18 protein-coding genes and 1 pseudogene are annotated in these 19,825 nt (G+C 35.5%); 18 read left to right on the top strand and 1 reads right to left on the bottom strand.

What is annotated here, in order from left to right; translation table 11 throughout:
* The 18 genes and pseudogenes from C8C76_RS15090 to C8C76_RS06315 all read left to right on the top strand — a co-directional run.
* A pseudogene (locus tag C8C76_RS15090) lies at positions 1-185 on the top strand (IS4 family transposase); the annotation flags it as partial.
* A gap of 360 nt (positions 186-545) precedes the next feature.
* Positions 546-2,105, top strand: a complete 1,560-nt coding sequence (locus C8C76_RS06395) for an ABC transporter substrate-binding protein (protein ID WP_108139756.1) — start codon at positions 546-548, stop codon at positions 2,103-2,105.
* A gap of 83 nt (positions 2,106-2,188) precedes the next feature.
* On the top strand, positions 2,189-3,193 hold the full coding sequence (locus C8C76_RS06390) for an ABC transporter permease (RefSeq protein ID WP_108139754.1): 1,005 nt from the start codon (positions 2,189-2,191) through the stop codon (positions 3,191-3,193).
* Between the two features lie 17 nt (positions 3,194-3,210).
* Complete coding sequence (nikC, locus tag C8C76_RS06385) at positions 3,211-4,092, top strand: nickel transporter permease (RefSeq protein WP_108139752.1); 882 nt, start codon at positions 3,211-3,213, stop codon at positions 4,090-4,092.
* A 5-nt stretch (positions 4,093-4,097) separates the two neighbouring features.
* On the top strand, positions 4,098-4,889 hold the full coding sequence (gene lgt / locus C8C76_RS06380) for a prolipoprotein diacylglyceryl transferase (protein ID WP_108139750.1): 792 nt from the start codon (positions 4,098-4,100) through the stop codon (positions 4,887-4,889).
* Positions 4,890-4,986: 97 nt separating this feature from the next.
* On the top strand, positions 4,987-6,171 hold the full coding sequence (gene metK, locus C8C76_RS06375) for a methionine adenosyltransferase (protein WP_108139748.1): 1,185 nt from the start codon (positions 4,987-4,989) through the stop codon (positions 6,169-6,171).
* 123 nt (positions 6,172-6,294) lie between these two features.
* A complete protein-coding gene (gene priA / locus C8C76_RS06370; RefSeq protein WP_108139746.1) occupies positions 6,295-8,517 on the top strand; it encodes a replication restart helicase PriA in 2,223 nt (740 codons plus the stop codon).
* A 22-nt stretch (positions 8,518-8,539) separates the two neighbouring features.
* Positions 8,540-8,992: a peptide deformylase gene (gene def / locus C8C76_RS06365; protein WP_108139745.1), complete on the top strand. Its 453-nt coding sequence runs from the start codon at positions 8,540-8,542 to the stop codon at positions 8,990-8,992.
* A 4-nt stretch (positions 8,993-8,996) separates the two neighbouring features.
* On the top strand, positions 8,997-9,944 hold the full coding sequence (gene fmt, locus C8C76_RS06360; RefSeq protein WP_108139743.1) for a methionyl-tRNA formyltransferase: 948 nt from the start codon (positions 8,997-8,999) through the stop codon (positions 9,942-9,944).
* Positions 9,945-9,983: 39 nt separating this feature from the next.
* A complete protein-coding gene (locus C8C76_RS06355) occupies positions 9,984-10,673 on the top strand; it encodes a zinc metallopeptidase (protein ID WP_108139741.1) in 690 nt (229 codons plus the stop codon).
* Positions 10,674-12,023 (top strand): 16S rRNA (cytosine(967)-C(5))-methyltransferase RsmB, encoded by a 1,350-nt coding sequence (gene rsmB / locus C8C76_RS06350; protein WP_108139739.1) that lies wholly within the window; start codon positions 10,674-10,676, stop codon positions 12,021-12,023.
* A gap of 7 nt (positions 12,024-12,030) precedes the next feature.
* On the top strand, positions 12,031-13,074 hold the full coding sequence (gene rlmN, locus C8C76_RS06345; protein WP_108139766.1) for a 23S rRNA (adenine(2503)-C(2))-methyltransferase RlmN: 1,044 nt from the start codon (positions 12,031-12,033) through the stop codon (positions 13,072-13,074).
* 51 nt (positions 13,075-13,125) lie between these two features.
* Positions 13,126-13,842 carry a Stp1/IreP family PP2C-type Ser/Thr phosphatase gene (locus tag C8C76_RS06340; RefSeq protein ID WP_108139737.1) on the top strand — a complete coding sequence of 239 codons (717 nt, stop codon included), beginning with the start codon at positions 13,126-13,128 and terminating at the stop codon, positions 13,840-13,842.
* A 30-nt stretch (positions 13,843-13,872) separates the two neighbouring features.
* Positions 13,873-15,942 carry a protein kinase domain-containing protein gene (locus C8C76_RS06335; RefSeq protein ID WP_108139735.1) on the top strand — a complete coding sequence of 690 codons (2,070 nt, stop codon included), beginning with the start codon at positions 13,873-13,875 and terminating at the stop codon, positions 15,940-15,942.
* A gap of 8 nt (positions 15,943-15,950) precedes the next feature.
* A complete protein-coding gene (rsgA, locus tag C8C76_RS06330) occupies positions 15,951-16,811 on the top strand; it encodes a ribosome small subunit-dependent GTPase A (RefSeq protein WP_108139733.1) in 861 nt (286 codons plus the stop codon).
* On the top strand, positions 16,811-17,467 hold the full coding sequence (rpe, locus tag C8C76_RS06325) for a ribulose-phosphate 3-epimerase (protein WP_108139731.1): 657 nt from the start codon (positions 16,811-16,813) through the stop codon (positions 17,465-17,467). Before rsgA ends, rpe begins: the two co-directional genes overlap by 1 nt.
* Positions 17,460-18,116, top strand: a complete 657-nt coding sequence (locus tag C8C76_RS06320; RefSeq protein ID WP_108139729.1) for a thiamine diphosphokinase — start codon at positions 17,460-17,462, stop codon at positions 18,114-18,116. The genes rpe and C8C76_RS06320 overlap by 8 nt, the downstream gene beginning before the upstream one ends.
* Positions 18,117-18,142: 26 nt before the next feature.
* Positions 18,143-19,378, top strand: coding sequence for an NAD(P)-dependent malic enzyme (locus C8C76_RS06315; protein ID WP_108139727.1), 1,236 nt, complete (start codon positions 18,143-18,145; stop codon positions 19,376-19,378).
* Positions 19,379-19,452: 74 nt separating this feature from the next.
* Here the strand turns inward: C8C76_RS06315 and rpmB are convergent, their stop codons facing one another.
* Positions 19,453-19,683 (bottom strand): 50S ribosomal protein L28, encoded by a 231-nt coding sequence (gene rpmB / locus C8C76_RS06310; RefSeq protein WP_014552945.1) that lies wholly within the window; start codon positions 19,681-19,683, stop codon positions 19,453-19,455.
* Between the last annotated feature and the right edge of the window lie 142 nt (positions 19,684-19,825).

Here is a 19,825-nt window from a genome sequence, read left to right as displayed (position 1 = left end):
ATCTTCTGGTTGATGAAATGGCAGATATCACCTGGATTCAGGCTATACATATGCTGATGGAAGTTTTTATTGCTACAATTAAAGATAAATTATCATTAACTTCAAAACAGCTGGATCAGCTTTTAGAAGCATTCATTATGGCAGTACCAGAAAACTTAGTAGAAAATCTGCCGATATCTGCCTAAAACAGTAAAATGATATTACTTTAATTCTGCTAAATATTGAAATTTCAAGGTGCAAAAGGGTTATTTATGTGCGAAGTTTGAGTCATAGACCTTTTCAAAAAGACTCTACATGATTATTCAACATTAACTGAAGAAAAGATAAATGACCTATTAGACTACTTTTTTGAGCTTCTTCCTGGTTATATCAAGAAATCATTAATGATTTCTAACGCCGAAAGTTGAGTTAATAAAATATAATGATTATAAGTATAAGTTTATTTTTAGAAATATTCTTTCAATTGGAAGGTGGAGGTGATAAAAAGTTCAGCAAGACCTTAAAATAATATATTACAGACAAAAATGAGGAGGAAGAAGTATAGTATGAGAAAAATAACTTTAACAACTTTAATTATTTTAGTAGTAATGTCGGTGTTTGTGACAGGAGTAATGGCCCAGGAACAGGGTGGAACCTTAGTTTTTGGCCGTGGAGGAGATACAGTAGGTTTAGATCCGATTCAGGTTACTGATGGTGAATCATTTAAAGTAACTCAGCAGATTTATGACACCCTTGTTGATTATACACCCGGCACAACAGAAGTAGAACCAGCTCTGGCAACAGACTGGGAAGTATCTGAAGATGGTTTAACATGGACTTTCAACTTGCGTGAAGGAGTAGAGTTTCATGACGGAAATCCTTTTAATGCTGAAGCAGTCAAGTGGAACTTTGACCGCTGGCGTTTAGAAGATCATCCTTATCACATTGGTGGAGAGTTCACTTATTATGGTTATATGTTCCAGGGTTTCCCCGGAATTATTCAGGAAGTTAATGTAGTAGATGATTTAACAGTAGAATTTGTTCTTTCTGAAAAACAGGCTCCTTTCTTAAACAACCTGGCTATGGTTCCTTTTGGAATTGCAAGTCCAGAAGCTGTAAAAGAGCATGGAGAAGATTACTTTAAAAATCCTGTAGGAACTGGTGCTTATACTTTAGAAGAGTGGCGTCAGGGAGACAGAGTTATTTTAAAGGCAAATGAAAATTACTGGCGAGAAAGAGCTTATCTGGATGAAATTGTTTTCCGATCAATTCCTGATAACTCAGCTCGTTTTATGGAATTACAATCCGGAACAATCGATATGATGGACGGAGTAAGTCCAGAAGATGTAGAAGCTGTAGAAAGTGCTGATGAATTAAAACTTTCTTTAAGACCAAGTATGAATGTTGGTTACTTTGCTATGAACTTTAATTTTGAGCCTTTTGATGATGTAAGAGTCAGAAGAGCCTTTAATCATGCAATTGACAAGCAGGCAATTATTGATGCTTTCTATGCTGGTTTAGCAGAACCAGCTAAGAATCCAATGCCACCTTCTATCTGGGGTTATAATGACGATATTGAACCTTATGAATACAATCCAGAAAAAGCTAAAGAATTATTAGCAGAAGCTGGCTATGAAGATGGTTTTGAATTTGATCTCTGGTATCTACCTGTTCCAAGACCTTATATCCCACAGGGTAAATTTATTGGACAGGCTATTCAAAGTTATTTAAGTGAAATTGGTGTCACAGCTAATCTAGTAACTTATGACTGGAGTACCTATCTTGATAAAACAGAACATCAGGAAGCTCCAACTTATATGTTAGGCTGGACTGGTGACAATGGTGATCCAGATAACTTCTTATATGTGCTTTTAGATAAAACTAACAGTAATAACGCTTATGAAAGTGAAGAGCTGCATGAGGTATTAGTTGAGGCACAGAAGACAATGGATCAGGAAACAAGAGTTGAACTTTATATGGAAGCTCAGGAAATTATTCATAAAGATGCTCCCTGGGTACCTTTAGTTCACTCAACACCACCAATTGCCTTAAAATCAAATGTAGAAAATTATGTACCTAACCCAACTGGAACAGAAAAGCTGCACAGAGTTTGGTTAGCAGAATAAAGGAAAAATATAATTAAATAATAAAACTAATCTGCGGCTTTTTAGCCGCAGATTAACTTTGAATAGGAAGGTGTAATTAGGAAATGATTAACTATATAATTAAAAGATTACTCGCTTTAATCCCGATTTTAATTGGGGTAGCAGTTATAGTTTTTTTAATTGTTCATTTAATTCCTGGTGATCCTGCCCAGACTATGCTGGGAGAGAGAGCTACTGATGAAGCACTGCAGAGATTAAGAGAACAGATGGGCTTAAATGATCCCCTGCCGGTACAATTCTGGCGTTATGTTAAAGATTTATTGCGGGGAGATTTAGGAAGATCAATTATGAGCAATAACCCGGTCAGTGCAGAATTATCTCAGAGATTTCCAGCAACTTTAGAATTATCATTTTTTGCAATGGTATTTGCTGTTGTAGTTGGTATACCGGCGGGAATATTTGCTTCGGTGAATCAAAATTCATGGTTTGATAATTTAAGTATGCTGGTCGCATTGATTGGTGTTTCAATGCCAATTTTCTGGCTCGGTTTAATGTTTATCTGGCTTTTTGCAGTTGAGTTAGGTTGGTTTCCACCTTCATCAAGGATTGGAGTAGGCCTGGACTTTACTCCCATTACAAATTTATATGTCATTGACAGCATAATTCAGTTGAATTTCTCTGCATTAAAAGACATACTGCATCATCTGGTTTTACCCGCTGTTGCTTTAGGAACTATACCAATGGCAATAATCGCCAGAATGACAAGATCTTCAATGTTAGAAGTACTAAGAAAAGATTTTATTAGAACTGCTTATGCTAAAGGTCTTAAAAGAAAAATCGTAATTTTTAAGCACGCTTTAAAAAATGCTATGGTACCAATTATTACAGTTGTTGGGCTTCAGTTTGGAGTTTTGCTTGGAGGAGCCGTAATGACTGAAACAATTTTTTCCTGGCCTGGACTGGGTAAATATCTAGTTGATGCAATTTATGCTCGTGATTTTCCAATTGTACAGGGAGGAATCTTATTTTTTGCCGGAGTATTTGTGATAGTAAATTTAATTGTTGATTTATCATATGCTTTAGTCGATCCAAGGATTCAGTATGAGTAGGAGAGGAGATTATCGAAATGGCAGGTAGTAATGAGAATAGAGTAATGAAAAAGAATACAAACCCCTGGCTTGAGGCCTGGCGGAGATTACTTCAGAGTAAAATTGGGATTGCAGGATTAGTTATTATTATATTTTTAATTTTGGTTGCTTTACTGGCTCCAGTATTAGCTCCATATGATCCTATAAAAACAAATATTATAGCCCGATATAAGGCACCATCTTCTGAGCACTTATTAGGAACCGATGGTCTGGGAAGGGATATATTAAGTAGAATCATTTACGGCTCAAGGATTTCTCTTCAGGTAGGATTATTTTCCGTGGCATTAGCATTATTATTTGGGGTAGGATTTGGTCTATTGGCCGGTTATTACGGCGGCAAATTAGATATGGTTATTATGCGATTTATGGATATTATGCTTGCTTTTCCAAGTATTTTATTGGCTATTGGTATAGTCGCTATTTTAGGCCCCCAGTTAAAAAATGCAATGATTGCAATTGGAATAATTAATGTGCCGCGCTTTGCAAGAATTGTTAGATCTTCAGTTCTTTCAATTAAAGAGAGTGAATATATTAGTGCTGCCAGAGCCTTAGGTGCCGGAGATCTCAGGATTATATTCAAACACCTTCTGCCAAATGCTATGGCACCTTTAATTGTACAGACAACACTCAGTATTGCTACAGCAATATTAGAAGCTGCAGCTTTAAGTTTTCTTGGTTTAGGGGCACAGCCGCCTTCTCCAGAATGGGGAGCAATGCTTAGTGATGCCAGAAGTTCTTTACAAAAAGCACCCTGGGTAGCTACTTTTCCGGGACTGGCAATTATTTTTGGTGTTTTAGGATTTAATCTTCTTGGTGATGGTTTAAGAGATGCACTGGATCCAAAAATGAAAAATGTTTAAGATAGGTGATAAAAATTATTGATCCGGTAATGATTAGGATATTTTCTTTAGAGATAAGATGGTATGGTTTTTTAATTGTATCTGCTTTAATAATTTCGCTTTTTATTTTGAACTTATTGTTGAAAAAAGAAAAAGAATTTGATTTTGAATTTTTTCTGGACTTCATAATTTTAGCTTTTCCTCTAGGAGTTCTAGGGGCAAGGCTATATTATGTGATTTTTAATCTGGATTATTATCTGGCTTATCCTGTAAAAATTATAGCTGTTAATGAAGGTGGGCTGGCAATTCACGGTGGAATATTAATTGGAATTCTTATTCTTTACCTGCTTTCTAAAAAAAGAAAGAAAAACTTTCTTTTGGCTCTTGATTATCTGGCACCATTAACGGCTTTAGCACAATCAGTTGGTCGCTGGGGTAACTTTATTAATCAAGAAGCTTTTGGGCAGATTGTAGACGAAAGTTATTATAATATTTTTCCAGACTTTATCAAAAACCAGATGTATATTGACGGTGCATACAGGGAAGCCGCGTTTTTTTACGAATCTGCAGCTGACTTTCTTCTTTTTCTTTTTTTGATTTTTTATCTTCGTTCTGATTTCAAAAAAGATGGAGAAGTATTTTCGTTATATTTAATAATTTATTCTATTTTTAGATTTTTTATAGAAGGCCAGCGAACAGATAGTCTCTTAATCTTTGATTTTCAGGTTGCCAGATTGATCAGTACAGTACTGATTTTTGTCGGACTTTATTTATTTTATTATATTAGAAAAGAGAAGAAATCAAATCAAAGCAGCTAAATTGACAGTCTAAATATTATGTGCTAAACTAAATTTATTGATTATCTTAGTAAAATTTGCTTTTATTTCGCAATAAGTATAGATGAAAGGTGATATTATGACACGGAAATATTTATTTAGCTCAGAATCTGTAACCGAAGGTCATCCGGATAAGGTTGCCGATCAGATTTCTGATGCTGTTCTGGATGCAATAATAGAAAAAGATCCAGATGCAAGGGTAGCCTGTGAGACTATGGTTACCACAGGTTTAATCTTAATTGCAGGGGAAATTACGACTTCCTGCTATGTTGATTTAAAAAAGATTGCCAGAGATACTGTTAAGGAAATAGGTTATACCAGAGCCAAATATGGTTTTGATGGAGAAACCTGTGCTGTTTTAACAGCTATTGATGAGCAGTCAGGAGATATTGCTATGGGAGTAGATCATTCACTGGAAGAAAAGGCGGGTCAATCTAATTCTGATTTAGGAGCTGGAGATCAGGGGTTAATGTTTGGTTATGCTTCTAATGAAACAGAGGAATTAATGCCGCTGCCGGTAATGCTGTCACATAAACTGGCCCGCAGACTGGCCGAAGTCAGAAAAAATGGTCCACTTAAATATCTGCGTCCAGATGGGAAAACTCAGGTTACTGTTGCCTATGAAGATGACAAACCAGTTTATGTAGATAAAGTACTGGTCTCTACCCAGCACCATCCAAAGGTAAGTCAGGAACAGATTAAAGAAGATATAACAAAACATGTTATAAAAGAAATAATAAATCCAGAATTATTAAGAGACGATACTGAGATTTTAGTTAATCCAACCGGCCGTTTTGTTATCGGAGGCCCAAATGGAGATACAGGTTTAACAGGAAGAAAAATTATTGTTGATACATATGGTGGAACAGCTCACCATGGTGGAGGAGCATTTTCTGGTAAGGACCCGACAAAAGTTGATCGCTCCGCTTCCTATGCTGCTAGATATATCGCCAAAAATATAGTAGCTGCAGAGCTGGCAGAAAGATGTGAAGTTCAAATTGCTTATGCAATTGGTGTAGCCAGACCACTTTCGGTAATGGTTGATACTTTTGGTACTGCAGTAATTCCAGAAAATGAGCTGGAAGAGATAGTAAAAAAAGAATTTGATTTAAGACCGGCTCAGATTATTAAAAATTTAAATTTAAGAAATCCAATTTATAAACAGGTAGCTGCTTACGGTCATTTTGGACGCCATGATCTAAAACTACCATGGGAAAAAGTGGATAGAGTTAATAACTTGAGAAAAGAAGCTGGTTTGGAATAATTATAAAGGAGAGATTTTCTTTTAGCTGCCGAAGGTTTTTGCCTTCGGTTTTTTCTTTAGTTAGTAGATTATTTTTTTATCAGTTAAAAAATAAAATTAATTTTTTAGTGAGAGGGTCTAAGAATGGATCAAATAATCAAGGTTGTAGTTGATTTACCTTTAAAAAAATTAAATAAAGAGTTTGATTATCTGCTTCCTGAAGAATTAAGGTCTGAAATCAAGATCGGGCAGCTTGTTCGAGTTCCTTTTGGCCGGCGTAAGCTGACCGGATTTGTGGTTGAAACCAGGGCTGAATCAGATGTGGATAAATCAAAATTAAAAAAAGTAGAATCTCTGCTTTACCCGGAGAGCTTTTTTGGACAGGAACTGCTGGACCTTTTCTACTGGACAGCAGCCTATTATCATGCTTATCTGGCTCAGGTTATAAAGAGTGTTCTGCCGCCGGGAATAACTGAACAAAAACCGCAAAAAAAGCAGATTGAAATGCTTAAATTAAATTCAGAAATCACTGACTATGAGGCCGAGCTTGATCAGCTTAAAAAAAGAGCACCAAAACAGTTTTTGATTTTAGAATATTTACTGGAAAACAGGGTTGAAGATCATAAATTAAAAAAAGTTTTAAAGATTGCTGACACTTCCCGGCAAACTGTTTACCGTTTAATAGACAGAGGTTTAATTAAGTTATATACTACTGATAAAGTAAGAGAAATAAAAATTGATAGTAAATTAGAAGCTGAATCTGAACTTGATATTTCTTTAAAAAAAGAGGAAGAAAAGCTGCTGACTGAAATTTTAAATAATCGAGATGAGACTTCATTTCTTCTGGAAACAAAAAATAATGAGCGCAGATATATATTTATAATCAAATTATTAGAAGAACTGCTTTTAGCCGGTAAGAATATTATACTGCTGATTCCTGAAATTGAAAAAGATTATCTTTTTTTAGAACAATTAAAAGAATATTTTTCTGATAAAATTGCTTTTCTACACAGCAGCCTGACCCAGGGAGAAAGATTTGATCAGTGGCAGCAGATAAGAAAAGGAGAAGTTCAGATTGCTGTTGGAGCAAGATCAGCTGTGTTTGCACCTTTTAAAAAAGTGGATGCAGTTATTGTTATGGAAGAAAATAATGACAGCTATAAATCTCAGGAACATCCACTTTATCATTCTCGGCAGATTGCTGCAAAACGTCTTAAAAATAAAGACTCGATCTTAGTTTTAGAATCAACTCTTCCCTCACTGGAGAGCAAACATCTTGTAAAGCAGGGAAAACTGAAGCAGTTAAAATTTGAGGCTGAGGCTGATCAAGTTAAAACAGAGATTATTGATATGAGAAAAGAAGTAGAAAAAGGTAATCTTGATGATTTAAGTCAAAAATTAAAACAGGAAATTAAAGCTGAATTATCAGCAGGTAATAAAACTATTCTATTTTTAAATAGACGTGGCTCAGCAAATTATGTGATCTGTAGAAAATGCGGACATGTAATCAAGTGTGACAGCTGCGATATTTCTTTAAATTATCATCAGGAAAAACAAAAATTAATCTGTCACCACTGTGGTCTTAAAAAAGAGATGCCTGAGAAGTGTCCTGAATGTGGAAGTAGTTTTATTTCGCTGGCTGGAGTTGGAACTGAAAAAATAATAGAAGAGTTAAAAGGAATCTATCCTGAAGCAGCAATTTTAAGAGTTGACAGTGATCTTGGTGAAAAAGAAGTGAAAAGGCGCTTAAATCTTTTTAAGGATGGAAAAATTGATATTTTAGTTGGAACTTCAATTTTAATAAAAAATCAGTTTTATCAGGATCTTAAACTTGCTGCGGTAATTTCTTCTGATATTACCTTAAATAGTGCTGATTTTAGAGCAGCTGAAAACAACTATTTTTTAATTAAACAGTTAAAAAATTTACTTACAAATAATAAGGGCAGTAAATTTTTGATTCAGAGCTATGAGCCTGACCACTACAGCATTAAAGCTATTCTGGAAAAGGAAAATGATGATTTTTATAAAAAAGAAAACAGGATTAGGAAAAATAGAAATTATCCACCCTACTGCAGACTTTTAAATATTATAATTAGTGGTAAAAGTGAGAAGAAAACTGCTGAACTAAGCAGGCTGCTTTCATCTTTTTTGGATAACTACAGCGACCGCTATTTAGAAAAATTTGGAGAAGCACCTGCTGTACTGAGCAGACTTAGAAGTAAATACAGGTGGCAGCTAATTTTGAAATTTGACTCGGTAAAAAACAGAGAATATATTATTCAACTGATTGAAAAACGTTTCATGGAAAAAAATACTAATGATTCTGTAGAAATTCGTATTGATGTAGATCCCTATCAAATGTTATAATATAATTTAGGAGGTAGATATTATGTCTCTTTTGAATGTAAGAGAAATTGGAGATCCCGTATTAAGAAGCAAAGCTAAGGAAATAGATGAAGTAAATAAAAAAACACTTACTCTTATAGATAATATGTTTGATACAATGTATGAGGAAGATGGAGTTGGACTGGCAGCTCCACAGGTAGGAATTTTAAAAAGAATTGCTGTAGTAGATATACGTGAAGGTAATAAAATTATATTAATCAACCCAGAAATTATCGAAGAAGAGGGTAAAGCAATTATGGAAGAGGGCTGTTTGAGCATTCCTGGTGAAACAGGTGATGTGATAAGGGCAGAAAAAATTAAAGTAAGAACTTTAAATAAAGAAGGTAAAGAAATAGAGTTTGAGGCAGAAGGCTTTGAAGCCAGAGCAATTCAGCATGAGATTGATCATTTAGATGGAATTTTATTTGTTGATAAAATAGTAAAAATTGCGGAGTGATTTGATGAAAATTGTTTATATGGGGACACCAGAATTTGCAGTTCCTTCTTTGGTGGCCTTAAATAATGATAAGCAGATTGAAATTAAGGCTGTTATAACTCAGCCGGATAGAAAGAGTGGAAGAGGTCAGCAGATTCATTATTCAGATATTAAAGAGCAGGCTTTAGATTTGGATTTAAAGATTATGCAGAGTGAAAATGTAAATCAGAAAGATTTTCTAAATAAATTAAAGCAGTTAGAACCTGATTTTATAGTTGTTGTAGCTTTTGGACAAAAATTAAGTCCTGAACTACTCGAAATACCTAAATATGGTTGTATTAATCTTCATGCTTCTCTACTGCCGGAGTATAGGGGTTCCAGTCCAATTCATAGAGCAATTATTGATGGTAAAAAAGTTACTGGGAACACCACAATGTATATGGATGAAGGCTGGGATGATGGAGATATAATTTATCAGCAGCAGGTGGAAATCTCAGAAGAGGAGACTGTGGGGGAGCTGCATGATGAGCTTGCTGAAAGAGGTGCAGAACTGCTGCTTAAAACTTTAAAAGATGTTAAAGCAGGTGAGGCTCCCAGAATTCCACAGGATGATTCTGAGGCAACATTTGCCTATAAAATTGATAAATCACTGGGTGAGATTGACTGGAATCAGAGTGCGCAGGATATCCACAATCTGATTAGAGGAGTTAATCCCTGGCCTGGTGCCTATTCAGAGCTTAATGATGATCGAATAAAGATCTGGAAGAGCAGTTTAAGTCAGCAGGAAAATAGTGATTATCAGCCTGGAACTATTATTAAGGCAGATCAGGATGCAGGCATACTGGTTCAGACTGGAGATGGAATTTTATCTATAGAAAAACTTCAGCTGCCGGGAGCTAAAAGGTTAAAAGCTGCTGATTTTTTAAATGGGCACCAGCTTGAAGAAAAAACTAAATTTAAAACTAAAGAGTAATCAAAATATAGATTTTTTTCGAAGGGGAGGTAGATTTTTATGTATCCGTTTTTCTTTGATCCAACAATGATTGTGCTTTTACCGGCTATTTTAATTGCATTTTATGCACAATATAAAGTAAAGAACACTTTTAATAAATATAATGAAGTACAGATCTCATCGAATTTAACCGGTGCAGATGCTGCCAGAAAAATTTTAACTCAGAATAATTTAGATAATGTTGAAATCAGAAAAACTGACGGTAAATTAAGTGACCATTATGATCCTAAAAACAAAACCCTCAATCTGTCATCAGATGTTTATAATAATAATTCTATTGCAGCTGTGGGAGTAGCTGCTCATGAGGTGGGACATGCAATTCAGGATAAGGATAATTACAGGCCTCTTTCTTTGCGTGCTTCACTGGTTCCAGCTGCTAATATTGGTTCCAGTTTTGGTCTGCCGCTTGCAATTTTTGGGTTTTTCATTCGGGCTGATTTTCTGATTATGACTGGATTTGTTTTATTTTCAGCAGCTTTTTTATTTCACCTGGTAACTCTACCGGTCGAGTTTAATGCCAGCAACAGGGCAATCAGCAATTTAAAAAGCACCGATCTTTTAACTGAGACTGAAATAAAGGGTGCCAAAAAAGTTCTTAAAGCTGCTGCATTCACTTATGTTGCCACTACTTTAGTTGCCCTGGCAAATATGCTCAGGATTTTACTCTTAGCAGGAATGGGGGATGATTAATTGTCAAATTTAAGATTAAAAATATTAAAAGCTCTGCTTAGAGTAGAAGATGGTAGTTATTCAAATTTATTGCTGGATTCTGAACTGAAAAAAATAGAGGATCAGCGTGATAAAGGCCTTTTTACGGAAATTTTTTATGGTGTAATTAGAAATAAATTATATTTAGATTATATAATCGATAGTTTTTCTAAAACTCCACTAAATAAAATGGATAAAGAAGTGTTGACAGGGCTGAGAATAGGTGTTTATCAGCTCTTTTTTCTTGACAAGGTACCTGCCAGAGCTGCCATTTATGAGAGTGTTGAAGCAGTAAAGATGATTTTACCCAATTCTAAAAAAGGGGCTGTTTCCTTTACCAATGGTGTTTTGAGAAATATTAACCGCAAACAGGATAAACTAATGCTTCCAGATAAAAAGAAAAATCCTGAAAAATATTTATCGGTTAAATATTCATATCCGGTCTGGATGGTTAAAAAATTTATTGAGCAGTATGGAATGGAAAAAGCTGAAATTATTTTAACAGCCGGCAATAGAAGACCAGAGGTAATTTACAGGCACAATTCTTTAAAAATGGAGAGGAATCAATTTTTAGAGCTGCTTTCAGAAGAAGAGATAGAATATGAAAATACCTTTCTGGATTCTTTTTTTAAGTTAAAAAAGATAAATAACCCTGCAGATACTGAGGTTTTTAAAAGAGGTGGAGCTTATATTCAGGGGACCTCTGCGGGTCTAGCTTCTTTACTGCTTGATGTTAAAGAAGGAATGACTGTACTTGACCTTGCTGCTGCTCCAGGTGGAAAAACTTCTCATCTGGCTGAGCTGATGAATAACACCGGACAGATCACAGCTTTAGATATCAGCGCCAAACGCCTCAGGCTTGTTGAAGAAAATTTAGAGCGGCTGGGAGTAAAAAATGTCAAATTAAAAAAAGCTGATGCAGTTCAATACAAAGATGAGCAGCAGTATGATAGAATACTGGCAGATTTACCATGTTCTGGTCTTGGTTTAATTGCTTCAAAACCGGAGATTAAATGGGAAAAAGACCAGAGTGTTATTAAGGAAATGGCTGAACTTCAGTATGAAATTCTGAACAATAATTTATCTAAATTAAAGAATGGTGGTAAACTATTATATTCTACCTGTACTTTAAGCCGAGAAGAAAACCAGAAAATCGTTGATAGAATTTTAGAGGAAAATAAAGAATTAAAACTGCTTGATCTAAGTCAAAAATTGGCTCAAGTCAGCAGTCTTAAAATGGAAACTGAAAATAAATATTTAGAAATTTTACCAGGAGAAGTAGATTCGGAAGGCTTCTTTTATGCATTATTAAAAAAAGTGGAGAGTGATTAATTTAAAGATGAAGGATTTAAAAGAACTAAATAGAAGTGAATTAATAGCAGAATTAAAAAAAGCAGGTTTTCCCTCATATCGAGGTGAGCAGGTATTTAACTGGCTTTATAAAAATGGAGTTTCAAGGACCGAGGAAATGAAAAATATTCCTAAAAAAATTCGTAAATTTCTTGACGAAAATTATAATTTAACAGATATTGAAGAAATAAAAAGAAGTGTTGCTGTTGATGGGACAGTTAAGTATTTATGGAAGTTGGATGATGGTGAAAATATCGAAGGAGTCTACCTTCCCTTTCCTGAGTCAGGACGACACAGTGCCTGTATTTCAACTCAGGTTGGATGCGGGCTCGGCTGTTCTTTCTGTGCAACCGGAATTGATGGTTTAAAGAGAAATTTAACTACTGGAGAGATTGTAGATCAGGTAATTAAAGTGCAGAAGGACATCAGTGGCTCTAATTTTGCTGATCCAAGACTGAGTAATGTTGTATTTATGGGAATGGGAGAACCGCTTGCTAATTTTGATAATCTTATGCAGGCAGTAGAAATTTTAAACGCTGATGATGGTTTAAATATTGGTATGCGGAAGATGACTATTTCAACTGCAGGGCTGGTGCCTGAAATCAGAAAACTGGCTCAGGTTAATGATCAGATTGGACTGGCTGTTTCTCTGCACGCTCCAAATGATCGCCTGCGTAATAAGATTATGCCAATTAATAAAAAATATAATTTAAATCAGCTGCTGACTGCAGTACTGGAATATATCGAAAAAACAGGTAGAAGAGTTACTTTTGAATATGTTTTAATGGATAGTGTAAACGACAGTCCTGAGCTTTCGGTTCAGCTGGCAGAACTGCTGCGGGGAATAAACTGTCATGTCAATTTAATCCCTGCAAACCCGGTGCCAGAATTGGGAATTGAAAGACCGGTGCAGAAGGTAATAGATAGTTTTTATGACACTCTGGCTAATAATGGAATTCAGGTTACACTTAGAAAAGAAATGGGAACTCAGATAGATGCAGCCTGTGGCCAGCTTAAGAGAAAAGAAAATTAGTATCCAAATTATTTAGTTTCTAAATCTAGAATATAAAATAGGAGGAGAAAAATGCGGTTTAAAGCTTTAAGTGATAAAGGAAAAAAACGCAGCGCAAATGAAGATAATTATTTTATAAATGAAAATATTAATTTTTTCATGGTTGCTGATGGGATGGGGGGACATGCTGCTGGAGAAGTTGCCAGTCAGACAGCAGTAGATTCAACTGCTAATTTCGACTTTGATCTATCAGATCCGCTTGCAAGTCTTAAAACTTTAACTTTTAAAATTAATCAGGAAATAATTAAAAAAAGTCAGCAAAAAACTAATTATCAGGGTATGGGAACTACATTTGCTGCTGTAATAATTAAAGATCACAGGCTTTATTTTGTTAATCTAGGTGACAGCCGCATTTATCTATATAATAAAAGCAGTCAGAGTTTAAAGAAAATTTCTCAGGATCATTCACTGGTGGCTGATCTGCTGCGTGAAGGAAAAATTACTAAAGAAGAAGCTTTTAATCATCCTAAAAAAAATATAGTTACTCAGGCTCTTGGTCTGGAAGATACTCTTGATTTAAATAAGGGACAGCTGGAAATTTCCGCAGATGATTATATACTGTTATGCACAGATGGTTTAACAGATATGATCAGAGAAGAAAAAATAGAAAATATTTTCAAAGAGAATTTAGATCTGGAGTCAGCAGCTGATGAACTCCTTCGGGGAGCTCTTAGTAATGGTGGTCTGGACAATGTTACTTTAATAGTTGCTGGTTTCAATGAAAAATAATTACTGTTTGATGATAATTGAGGTGAATTTATGCAGGGTAAGATTTTAAATAACCGTTATAAGATAATAAAAGAAATAGGACGCGGAGGAATGGCAATTGTTTATTCAGCCCGAGATACACTTCTGGAAAGAAGAGTTGCCTTAAAAATGCTGCGGCCTGAATATAAGTCTGATGATGAATTTATTGATAAATTCAGGCAGGAAGCCCGGGCTGTAGCCAGATTATCCCATCCCAATGTAGTCAGTATTTATGACATTGTAGTTGACGAGGAAAGAATTTATCTTGTAATGGAAATTGTAGAAGGTAAAACTTTAAAAGATTTAATTAAAGAAAGAAAAAAGCTGTCTATAGCTGAATCATTAGAAATCGCAGGTCAGATAGCAGCTGCTCTTTCTGTGGCTCATGGTAATCAAATTGTGCACTGTGATATAAAACCACATAATATAATTTTAAATGATGAACATGAGGTTAAGGTTACTGATTTTGGGATTGCAAGAGCTGTCAGTAACTCAACGGTCCGAGTAACCGAAACTGTTGTTGGAAGCGCCCATTATTTTTCTCCTGAACAGGCAAAGGGTGGAGAAATCAAGGCTTATTCTGACATCTATTCTCTTGGTGTTGTTCTCTATGAGATGACTACAGGGGAACTGCCCTTTCATGGTGAAAGTCCAATTTCAGTTGCTCTAAAACATATTCAGCAGCAGCCAGTTGAGCCTTCAAAAATTAATAATGATATACCTGACGAGGTCAATGACCTGATTATGAAGGCAATAGCCAAGGAGCCAGCTGACCGCTTTCAGGATGCTTATGAAATGCGGCAGCAGATTACTTACTGTCTTAAAAATCTTAAATCTGGGAATAAAAAAGCTGATAAAAAAGATGATTTCAATGCTGATGAGACTAGAGTTATGAAAAAATCAGATTTTGATTTTTTAACTAATTCTAAAAAAGGCTCTGGCAATACAGCAGAGAAAGAACAGGAAAATCAAGCAGAAAAGAAAAAAGAGAAAAAGACTGAAAACAGGAAAAGTTTTTTTAAACAGAAAAATGATGATAAAACTGAGTCTGAACAGGATATTCAACCTTCAGGTTCAGAAAAAGAAGCTGCTGATATCAGCAGACAGGAAAAAAGTAAAACAGATAACAAGTATAAAAAACCACTTTTAATTACAGCTGCAGTAATACTTTTCTTTATGATTATTACAGCTGGAACTGTTTTCTTTTTCAACCAGTATACAAATGTGCCGGTGGTTGAGGTTCCCGAAATAGAAGGGGAAAGATTAAGTGAGGCAAGGAAATTAGCTTCAGAAGTAGGCCTTAACTTAGTTGAAAATGAAGAAAGAGTTTTTAGTGAAGAAATAGCTGCAGAACACATAGTGAGCCAGCAGCCAGCTGCTGGAGAACGAATCAAGCAGAGCCGGCCGCTAAATATTACTGTGAGTAAGGGCCCACAGTTAATAGAAATTCCAGATTTTATTGGATCTTCATTAAGAGAGGCACTAATTGAATTAGATAATCTTTCTCTGAGAAGTGGAGATATCCAGTATATATTTAGACTTTCAGAAGAGCCGGGAACAGTTATCAATCAGATCCCAGCTGCTGGAGCTGAGTTGGAAAAAGGAAGTGAAATTACTCTTTTTGTCAGCCGGGGTGAGCGTGACATATCTGTTAGAATGCCTGATTTAAGTGGTTTAAACCAGGCTGAAGCATTTGATTTATTAAAAGAAAATGGTTTAAATATTGGTCAGGTCAGTGTAGAAAGTTCAGAACGTTTTGCTGATGGCCAGGTTATCTCTCAGAGTGTCCGAGCTGGGGAATATCTGCCGCGAGGTATTGCAGTTGATTTTGTAGTCAGCCGCGGCTCTAATTCTGCCTCTGATGAAGATTATAATCTAAATAGAATTTCCGTAAATGTTACGGGCACCGAAAGCAGAGAGGTAAGGATTATGGTTGAAGACGACAATGGTGAAGATCAGGTTTATCAGGCAGTACATGAACCTGGAGATAATATAATTAGAGATATTAGAAGTCAGGGAGAGACTGAGATAAAAATATACTTTGATGATCAGTTAATCAAATCAGAAAGTTTTGGGGGATGATAATTTAGATGAAAGGAATTTTAGTTAAATCAATAGGAGGTTTTTTCTTTGTAGCTGATCAAAATAAAGAAATTTATCAGTGCAGAATTAGAGGCAAAATAAGAGAAAAAATTTATCCTGGAGATTATGTAGAGATAGATAAAAAAAATAAAATCCTAGAAGAATTTTATCCTCGAAAGAATCTGTTAAGAAGGCCAAAAGTGGCCAATGTTGATCAGGTGGTAATAATGCACTCTGTTAAAAACCCTGATTTTAAGCCATCACTGCTGGATAGATTTTTGCTGCTTGTCGAAAGTTCTGGTTTTGAACCGCTAATAGTAATTAACAAAATCGATCAGGCTGAGCCCGGGTTCAAAGCTGAATTTGAAGAATTTAAAGCAGCAGGTTATCAGCTGCACTTTATCAGTGTTAAAGAAAATAAAAATTTAGAGCAGCTATTTGATAAACTCAATAAAAAAATTAATGTTTTGACCGGGCCTTCAGGAGCTGGTAAATCTTCATTTTTGAACAAAGTTATAGAAGATGCTGACCTAAAAACTGCTGCAGTTAGCAAAAAATTAAAAAAGGGAGTTCATACAACGAGGATGGTAGAACTATTATCTCTACCCAATCAGGGTTGGGTCGCAGATACTCCCGGTTTTTCTTCAATGTCAAAATTGAACCTTGATATTGAAGCAGACGATTTATCCTGGTATTTTCCGGAGATTGCAGAATATAATAATCAGTGTAAGTTTAACCGCTGTACACACCTCCATGAGCCTGGTTGTGTTGTTCAGGAAAAGGTAGAAAATGGAGAAATCTCAAAAAGAAGATATCAAAGTTATCAGCAGTTATATAATGAACTTAAAGAAAAGGAGAGAAAATACTAATGAAAACAGAATTTGCACCATCACTGCTTGCTTCTGATTTTAGTCAGTTAAAAGACCAGATTCAGCTGGTTAAGGATGCTGACTATTTACATTTAGATGTAATGGACGGTCATTATGTACCAAATATAACTTTTGGACCGGGTCTGATCAGTGCTATCAGAAAGCACAGTCAGCTTCCATTTGACACTCACTTAATGATCAGTAAACCCGAAAGGTATATCAAAGAATTTGCCGAAGCCGGCTCAGATATCTTAACTGTTCATTTAGAAGCAACTGACCATATTCATCGAGTAATTCAGCTGATTAAAGAGCAGGGAATAAAAGCTGGTGTATCTTTAAACCCGGCCACACCCGTAGAAAGTTTAGAATTCATTCTGCCAGAACTGGATCAGGTTTTAATTATGTCAGTTAATCCAGGTTTTGGAGGCCAGTCTTATATCCCCCAAATGACAGCAAAGATAGCTAAATTAAAAAGAATGATTGTAGAAAATAATTATCAATGCAAAATAGAGGTTGATGGAGGGATAAAAAATCATAATCTGCAGGAAATTGTAAAGGCTGGAGCTGATATAATAGTAGCCGGTTCAGCAATTTTTGGTTCGGCAGATCCCGCTCAGGCGCTGGCTGAAATGAGGAGTACCGCTGCTGATGTCTAAAAAGAAGGCGCTTTTAGTTCTTAATGGTGAATTTGATTTAGATAAGAAGAAACTAGAACTAATTATTCAAAAAGAAGGGATAGATTTTATTATCGCAGTTGATGGAGGCAGCAATAAACTTAGAAAATTGGAGCTGCTGCCTGATCTGATTATTGGTGATCTGGATTCAATTACTGAAGAAAATAAAGCTCATTTTAAGAAAAAAAAGGTAAAGATAATAAAACATCCCGTTGAAAAAGACCAGACTGATAGTGAAATTGCTGTTGATTACTGTAAAGAAAACAATTTTGAGCAGCTTTATTTAACTGCCGCCTTAGGTGGTAGAATTGATCAGCAGCTGGCCAATTTAAATTTATTAGAATATATCTATGAAATAGATTTAGAAGCCAGGATAATTTCAGATAGAATCGAGATTGCAATAATTGACCAAAAGAAAAAGTTTTTAGCGAAAGAAGGTTATCGACTTTCTTTAATTCCTCAGAGCAGTACTGTCCGCGGTCTGAGTATTAAAGGCTGCAAATATAATCTTATTAATCAGGATATTTTTCGCTCGCAGAGCAGAGGCATCAGCAATTTAATTGAGAGTGAACAGGCTGAAGTCAGGTTAAAAAGTGGTCTCTTAATTTATGTCTTAGAAAAATTAAAGTAGAGAGCAGAGAGTAGATGGAGGTAATAATGGATATTTATCAAAAAGCATTAAAATTACATAGTGATCATCAGGGGAAAATTGAAGTTAAATCAAAGGTTAGAGTTCGCAATCGAGAGGAATTAAGTCTTGCTTATTCTCCCGGTGTGGCAGAGCCCTGCAGAGAAATTGAGAAAAACCCCGAAAAAATTTATCAGTATACGGCGCGCGGCAATCAGGTTGCTGTGGTTTCTTCGGGGACAGCTGTTTTAGGTTTGGGAGATATCGGACCGAAAGCTGCCCTGCCGGTTATGGAAGGAAAAGCAGTTTTATTTAAAGAATTTGCAAATGTTGATGCTTTTCCGTTATGTGTTGGTACAAAAGAAGTTGATCAGATTGTAGAATTTGTTAAACTGCTGGAGCCGACATTTGCCGGGATTAATTTAGAAGATATTTCAGCTCCAAAGTGTTTTGAAATAGAAGCCAGACTAAAGGAAGAAACAGAAATGGCTATTTTTCATGATGATCAGCACGGAACAGCAATAGTTGTTCTGGCAGCGGTGATCAATGCCTTAAAACTTGTAGGTAAAGAACTTGATCAGATAAAGATTGTTGTAAATGGAGCGGGAGCAGCAGCTACAGCAGTTTCTAAACTGCTTTTAGATGCAGGAGCTAAAAATTTAATTATCAATGATAAAATTGGAATTTTAAACTCCAATAATTTAGATCAGTATGACTCTCTGCGCCAGGATTTAATTAAAAGAACCAACCCGGATGCTTTGAGCGGAGGGTTAAAAGAGGCTGTTAAAGATGCTGATTTATTTATTGGCTTATCTGTAGGTAATATTTTAAAAGCAGAGATGGTTGAGGAGATGGCAGCTGATCCCCTGATTTTTGCGATGGCTAATCCAACTCCCGAAATTGATCCAGAAATTGCTTTAAAGGCAGGGGCGGCAGTAATCGCAACAGGAAGATCAGATTATCCCAATCAGATCAATAATGTGCTTGCTTTTCCTGGTGTATTCAGAGGAGCGCTTGATGTTAGAGCATCAGAAATAAGTGAAGGGATGAAAATTGCTGCTGCTGAAGCTATTGCAGAACTTGCTGGCGATAACCTTTCGTCTGAGTATATTATCCCGGATCCTTTTGATCAGCGGGTTGTTCCGGCAGTTGCTTTTTCAGTTGCCCGGAATGCAGTCAAAAATAATCTGGCTCAGTTGGATCTGAATGAAGAGCAGTTAAAAAATAAGATAAAAAAGAATTTAGATAAATTAAAATCAAAATAATGTCATATTAAAGCACTAAAGGGAGCAGATTTATTTTGAAATAAATCTGCTCCCTTCTTTGTTTAAATCTTAATTTAGTAAGCTCTTTCAACCTTACCTGACTTAAGACACTGAGTACACACTTTAATTCTTTTTGGTGAACCATCAACAATTGCTTTAACTTTTTTAAGGTTTGGACGCTGAGTTCTCTTTGTAGAACTTGTAATGTTACGACCAACCCCACCTTTTTTCTTAGCTTTACCACGTCTCTGTATGCTATTGGCTTTATTTCCACCTTTGCCACAAATTTCGCAGACTCTGGACATAGGAAAACACCTCCTTAATAAAATTTATCTCAGATTATATTTTAACATAGATAAACATCCTTTAGCAAGTTAATTAGAATAATTCTACAAAAATATAAGTTTATATATGCAGGAAAGTATAATTTTATCTTGAAATAAATAA

The organism is Halanaerobium saccharolyticum, assembly GCF_003053565.1.
Classification (GTDB): domain Bacteria; phylum Bacillota; class Halanaerobiia; order Halanaerobiales; family Halanaerobiaceae; genus Halanaerobium; species Halanaerobium saccharolyticum_B.
Note: the sequence above shows the minus strand (reverse complement) of the source record. Positions and strands in the feature narration are given on the sequence as shown.

Coding starts and splice junctions, on each gene's coding strand:
- C8C76_RS06395 (WP_108139756.1), top strand. CDS start 546: ATGAGAAAAATAACTTTAACAACTTTAATTATTTTAGTAGTAATGTCG.
- C8C76_RS06390 (WP_108139754.1), top strand. CDS start 2,189: ATGATTAACTATATAATTAAAAGATTACTCGCTTTAATCCCGATTTTA.
- nikC (WP_108139752.1), top strand. CDS start 3,211: ATGGCAGGTAGTAATGAGAATAGAGTAATGAAAAAGAATACAAACCCC.
- metK (WP_108139748.1), top strand. CDS start 4,987: ATGACACGGAAATATTTATTTAGCTCAGAATCTGTAACCGAAGGTCAT.
- priA (WP_108139746.1), top strand. CDS start 6,295: ATGGATCAAATAATCAAGGTTGTAGTTGATTTACCTTTAAAAAAATTA.
- def (WP_108139745.1), top strand. CDS start 8,540: ATGTCTCTTTTGAATGTAAGAGAAATTGGAGATCCCGTATTAAGAAGC.
- fmt (WP_108139743.1), top strand. CDS start 8,997: ATGAAAATTGTTTATATGGGGACACCAGAATTTGCAGTTCCTTCTTTG.
- C8C76_RS06355 (WP_108139741.1), top strand. CDS start 9,984: ATGTATCCGTTTTTCTTTGATCCAACAATGATTGTGCTTTTACCGGCT.
- rlmN (WP_108139766.1), top strand. CDS start 12,031: ATGAAGGATTTAAAAGAACTAAATAGAAGTGAATTAATAGCAGAATTA.
- C8C76_RS06340 (WP_108139737.1), top strand. CDS start 13,126: ATGCGGTTTAAAGCTTTAAGTGATAAAGGAAAAAAACGCAGCGCAAAT.
- C8C76_RS06335 (WP_108139735.1), top strand. CDS start 13,873: ATGCAGGGTAAGATTTTAAATAACCGTTATAAGATAATAAAAGAAATA.
- rsgA (WP_108139733.1), top strand. CDS start 15,951: ATGAAAGGAATTTTAGTTAAATCAATAGGAGGTTTTTTCTTTGTAGCT.
- rpe (WP_108139731.1), top strand. CDS start 16,811: ATGAAAACAGAATTTGCACCATCACTGCTTGCTTCTGATTTTAGTCAG.
- C8C76_RS06320 (WP_108139729.1), top strand. CDS start 17,460: ATGTCTAAAAAGAAGGCGCTTTTAGTTCTTAATGGTGAATTTGATTTA.
- C8C76_RS06315 (WP_108139727.1), top strand. CDS start 18,143: ATGGATATTTATCAAAAAGCATTAAAATTACATAGTGATCATCAGGGG.
- rpmB (WP_014552945.1), bottom strand. CDS start 19,683: ATGTCCAGAGTCTGCGAAATTTGTGGCAAAGGTGGAAATAAAGCCAAT.